This window comes from Solemya elarraichensis gill symbiont (genome assembly GCF_002021095.1).
Lineage (GTDB): Bacteria > Pseudomonadota > Gammaproteobacteria > Chromatiales > Chromatiaceae.
The window spans coordinates 1-4,155 of record NZ_MPRK01000159.1; the positions used below are offsets into that span (position 1 = coordinate 1).

3 protein-coding genes and 1 pseudogene are annotated in these 4,155 nt (G+C 43.1%); 1 reads left to right on the forward strand and 3 read right to left on the reverse strand.

Features of this window, described 5'->3' with window-relative positions:
• Together BOW51_RS08040 and BOW51_RS08045 are read right to left on the reverse strand one after the other, a co-directional pair.
• Positions 1 to 1,488 (reverse strand): RNA-directed DNA polymerase (locus BOW51_RS08040; protein WP_135568151.1); only part of this gene is annotated, 1,488 nt, incomplete at its 3' end.
• Complete coding sequence (locus tag BOW51_RS08045; RefSeq protein WP_306341496.1) at positions 1,458 to 2,303, reverse strand: endonuclease/exonuclease/phosphatase family protein; 846 nt, start codon at positions 2,301 to 2,303, stop codon at positions 1,458 to 1,460. The genes BOW51_RS08040 and BOW51_RS08045, both read right to left, overlap by 31 nt.
• A 333-nt stretch (positions 2,304 to 2,636) precedes the next feature.
• Between BOW51_RS08045 and BOW51_RS08050 the strand changes: the two genes are divergently transcribed.
• On the forward strand, positions 2,637 to 2,828 hold the full coding sequence (locus BOW51_RS08050; RefSeq protein ID WP_078477238.1) for a hypothetical protein: 192 nt from the start codon (positions 2,637 to 2,639) through the stop codon (positions 2,826 to 2,828).
• Positions 2,829 to 3,145: 317 nt separating this feature from the next.
• Here the strand turns inward: BOW51_RS08050 and BOW51_RS12030 are convergent.
• Positions 3,146 to 3,667, reverse strand: a pseudogene (locus BOW51_RS12030) (DUF8775 domain-containing protein); the annotation flags it as partial.
• Positions 3,668 to 4,155: the final 488 nt, after the last annotated feature.

Here is a 4,155-nt window from a genome sequence, read left to right on the forward strand (position 1 = left end):
GGGCATCACTGGTATTTGGCTGCCATTTAAAAACAGAGTAGGGTCTGGATGCAGACCTCGTTTTCTACAAAAATGTACACAAACAGTTTTAGAAGGAGATAATTTAAAACCATTGGTCCGAGCCCAAGTGGAGAGTCGGTCCAAACATGACTGTAGTTCCTTCTCAATGGATGGCATGTTACGAGATCTGCAACTGGCTGAAAAATCATCAACAAATAAAGAACCTGTAATATTTGATGAAAGAGTTTCAACAATACTGTTGATCTTGATAGAAAAGAGGGTTACGGATAGAACACTTCCCTGTGGAACTCCCATTTCTTGTTGAAACGTATCTGACAATGTCGAACCTATGCGAACTTGAAAGGTTCGATCCTGTAAAAAATTCAGAATAAAAAGTGGTAAACGACCACGGAATCCTAATTTGTGAAGATCCTTAAGTATACCGTATTTCCAAGTGGTGTCGTAAGCTTTTTCCAGGTCAAAGAAAATTGTGACAGCATGCTCCGAACGACTGAAAGCTTTTTTAACATAAGAGTCCAAGCGGATGAGATGATCTACAGTGGAACGTCGTTTTCGAAAGCCACATTGGAGAGGAGATAGTAAGTTCTGCGACTCCAATGTCCAGACTAATCGACTATTAATCATACGCTCAAAGGTCTTGCATAAACAACTCGTTAAGGAGATAGGCCTATAACTATTAGCTTGGGTGGAATCCTTGCCTGGTTTCGCAATAGCTATCACCAAGGCGTGACGCCAATCTGGCGGTAAAGTATTTGTGGTCCAGGCATCATTCAAAAGATTCAAAAGGTGGACACGAGACAAATGGGGGAGATGAGATAACATAGAGTAGTGAATCTCATCTGTACCTGGGCATGTCGAATGACTGCTTGATATGGCATCATTGAGTTCTTTAAGATTAAAGAGGGCATTATAGTTTTCAGAATTGGAAGAGGTAAAGTCAATAGGAATAGTTTCCTGAGTTTGTCTATGAGAAGTGAAAGCAGGTGAAGAATTAGCAGAAGAAGAATTATGAGCAAACTGTTTCCCTAGATGATTGGACATTTCTTTCAAACCAGTAATGGGATTGTCATCATCCCGTAAGTGAGAGGGGATGGTAGAATGAGATTTGCCTTGCATGCTGCGGACTGTTTTCCAGACAGCTCGAGATGAAGTATGGAGATTCAGAGTAGAAACATATTTTTTCCAAGAGAGTTTCCTACTTGTACGTAGCTGACGTCTTGCCTTGGCACGACACGAGCGAAATTCTTCTAAGTTGGCTGTAGTAGGGGATTTCTTAAAGTTTCGAAGAGCACGTTTCTTCTTTGCCACAGCAGCTTTACAAGCTGTATCATACCAGGGTCTGCGTTTGGGTGCTGGCATCCCAGAGGTACGGGGTATTGTTTGTAAAGCAATTTTGAAAAGTTCAGAAGTAAATTCGGTGATGTTTTCAGATGATGCTAAAGATTCATTGCAAAGATTTTCAAACAATGTCCAGTTGGCCGAATGAAGTTTCCAACGAGTAGGTTGGGGGCAGGAATGGATTCATTGCAATGAATGAGAATGGGAAAGTGGTCACTACCATGAAGATCAGGTAGAACCTTCCAAGTTAAATCCAAAAAGAGAGATGGGTGGGCTAAAGACAGATCAAGATGAGAAAAAGTACCGTGAGAGGAGCTGAGAAAAGTGGGTTGGGGTAAATTCAACAGACAGTAATTAGCAGAATCTATGAATTGATAGACCTGAGAACCACGGGCATTTGGTGCGGGAGAGCCCCATAGTGGATCGTGGCCATTGAAATCGCCCAATAATAGGCAAGGTGAGGGCAATTGATCTAACAATTTGATTAGATCAGCTGACGTATAATTCTGGTTTGGTGATAAATAAATAGAACATACAGTAAAGACTTTATGTAAAGTAACCTGTAATGCTATAGCAGGTATATCAGATTTTAAAGGAACAGCACTGAAGGGAACAGAGTTATGAATAAGAAGTGATACAGATCCTTGATGAAAAGAAGTATAAGAAGGTAAAGAATATCCCTTAGTGTTGTCCATATTGCTTTCTTGTAAGCAGAGTATTCGAGGTGAATACTTCTGCACGAGGAGACATAGCTCTTCATACTGAGCTCGGTAACCTCGACAGTTCCACTGTAGTATAGAATACGACGACGCCATCATGAAAATAAAAGAGAAATAAAAACAGTACCAAGATAATTTAGGTCTTGGATCCATTGCGTGGTGGAGTTGAATAGTCGGCAACAAGTGGAGTCCTGTTATAGTTCTCACGCCGTGAACGTCTCTCATGTGGAGGATTTCGTGATATGGGGGATCTTGATGTGGGGCGTGGAGAATTTCCCGATGACCTAGTTCTTCTGTCACTAGGTCCAGATGTGACGGGGATGTTTTTGTCTGGTGTCTTTGGAATTGGTGAATCACTATCCGAAATATCTGAATAGTGTGGAGAGCTGGCAATCATTGGGTTGTCTGTTGACTGGCACTTGGAAGTTTCTGAATGCAATTCCGTTTCCGGTATGTGGGTGATAGCGATTTCTTGGGATGGTTCACTTGTAGATGGTTCAATGTTCTCATGATCAGTTTCAAGGTCAGTGTACGTAGCGGTCGGAAAATGTGAAGGCAATGATGAAGGAATGGAATGAAGTGTTGGTATGGGAGGAAGGGGGACAGAAGCAGGCAAGTGTGCTGCAATGTATTCCAGTAGTGAAATGGCACATGGGCAGGCAGCAGAAAATGTCAGTCTGGGTTGATGTAGAACAAGTGGATTTAGTTGTGGAAGAATTAGAGATAGGAGAAGAAACAACAGCGGCATAAGAAGAAGAACCTGGAGTGATTTCCGGTGGGGTGGTGGGGGATCGGAGAAGTTTCCTCGCCTCCACTGAGGTAATGTTTTTCTTTGTTCTGACTTCTTGGACTTCTTTTTCAAATTTCCATTGGGGGCAGTTTCTGTCAGATGCTGCATGGTCGCCTTTGCAATTTACACAGCGGGGTGAGCTTGTACAGACATCTTTGGTGTGGTCACTCTGTCCGCAGTTCACACAGCATGCGGAACGTCTACAGTTGGACTGGTGCTGTCCATACTTCTGGCACTTGAAGCAGCGGAGAGGGTTGGGGATAAATGGTTCGACATGCAAACGCAAGTACCCAAAGGTGAGGACAGTTGGAAGAATTGGGGTAGCAAAGTCAAGAATAAAAGTGTTAGTAGGAATTTTGGAAGAACCTTTGGTGATGGTTATCCTCCGAGCTTCCGTGACGAGTGGGAAAGCTTCCACTATTTCTTTTTCGGTGGCGTTGCGGAGGTCTGGTGATCTTATGACTCCCTTGGATGAGTTAAGTCGTTGGTGAGGCGAAATTTTAACTGGAATGTTGGCGAAAGTTGTTAATGCTTGGAATGATGTGGACTGTTTCGCTGTTTCGCATTCGAGTAAGAAACTTCCATTTGCCAGTCTTTTCAAGGATTTGAGTTCTCCACATATTCCTTGAAAAGTCTTCTGAACTGTGAAAGGGGACAGTTTGTTCAAAGGATTGGGAGTTCCCTCAGGGACATAGCATACCATTACCAAAAACCGAGACCAAATTTGATTGATGGTGGACGAAGGCGTAGTTGTTTCCGTTGAGTCATCAGAGATTGTGCGTTTTCTTTTTCCTTCCATATTGTATTTTCATGTGTTCATCTCCTGCACTCCCCACCCACCAATGCCGGAGCCCAACAAGGGGTCACCCTGTAGCGGGGATACCCAGCGCCCAGGAATGACAGGGACTGTACAGGAGGTATACACCGAATCTGTAAAGCAGGCTGGACCGTCAAATAAACAAGTTAAAGGACCCCCCAGAAAGCGAAACAAAACCGATTTGACCCATAAGCCGTCACCTATTAAAGACACATTCGATGAAAGTAATATCGATAAATGATTTGTACAATTACATGGAAAACAGTTGATGAAATGAGTGATTGAAAATGTAAACGAAAAATGAAAGATGGGAAAGAACTAATGTGTCTCTAATAGTCTGTTCGACAAGCCGATTGATCCAATCCGGGCCAAGATTGGACTGCCCGTCTAGAGGAATTCAAGGCCAAAGTGGTGTTGGGGCCTGCAGCCGTGTACCCACATAATTTTGCGTGGGGATATGACTACAGACC

What these genes read in the sequence shown, in the direction of transcription:
- BOW51_RS08050 (WP_078477238.1), top strand. Translation starts at nt 2,637, where the DNA reads ATGATGAAGGAATGGAATGAAGTGTTGGTATGGGAGGAAGGGGGACAG.
- BOW51_RS08045 (WP_306341496.1), bottom strand. Translation starts at nt 2,303, where the DNA reads ATGAGAGACGTTCACGGCGTGAGAACTATAACAGGACTCCACTTGTTG.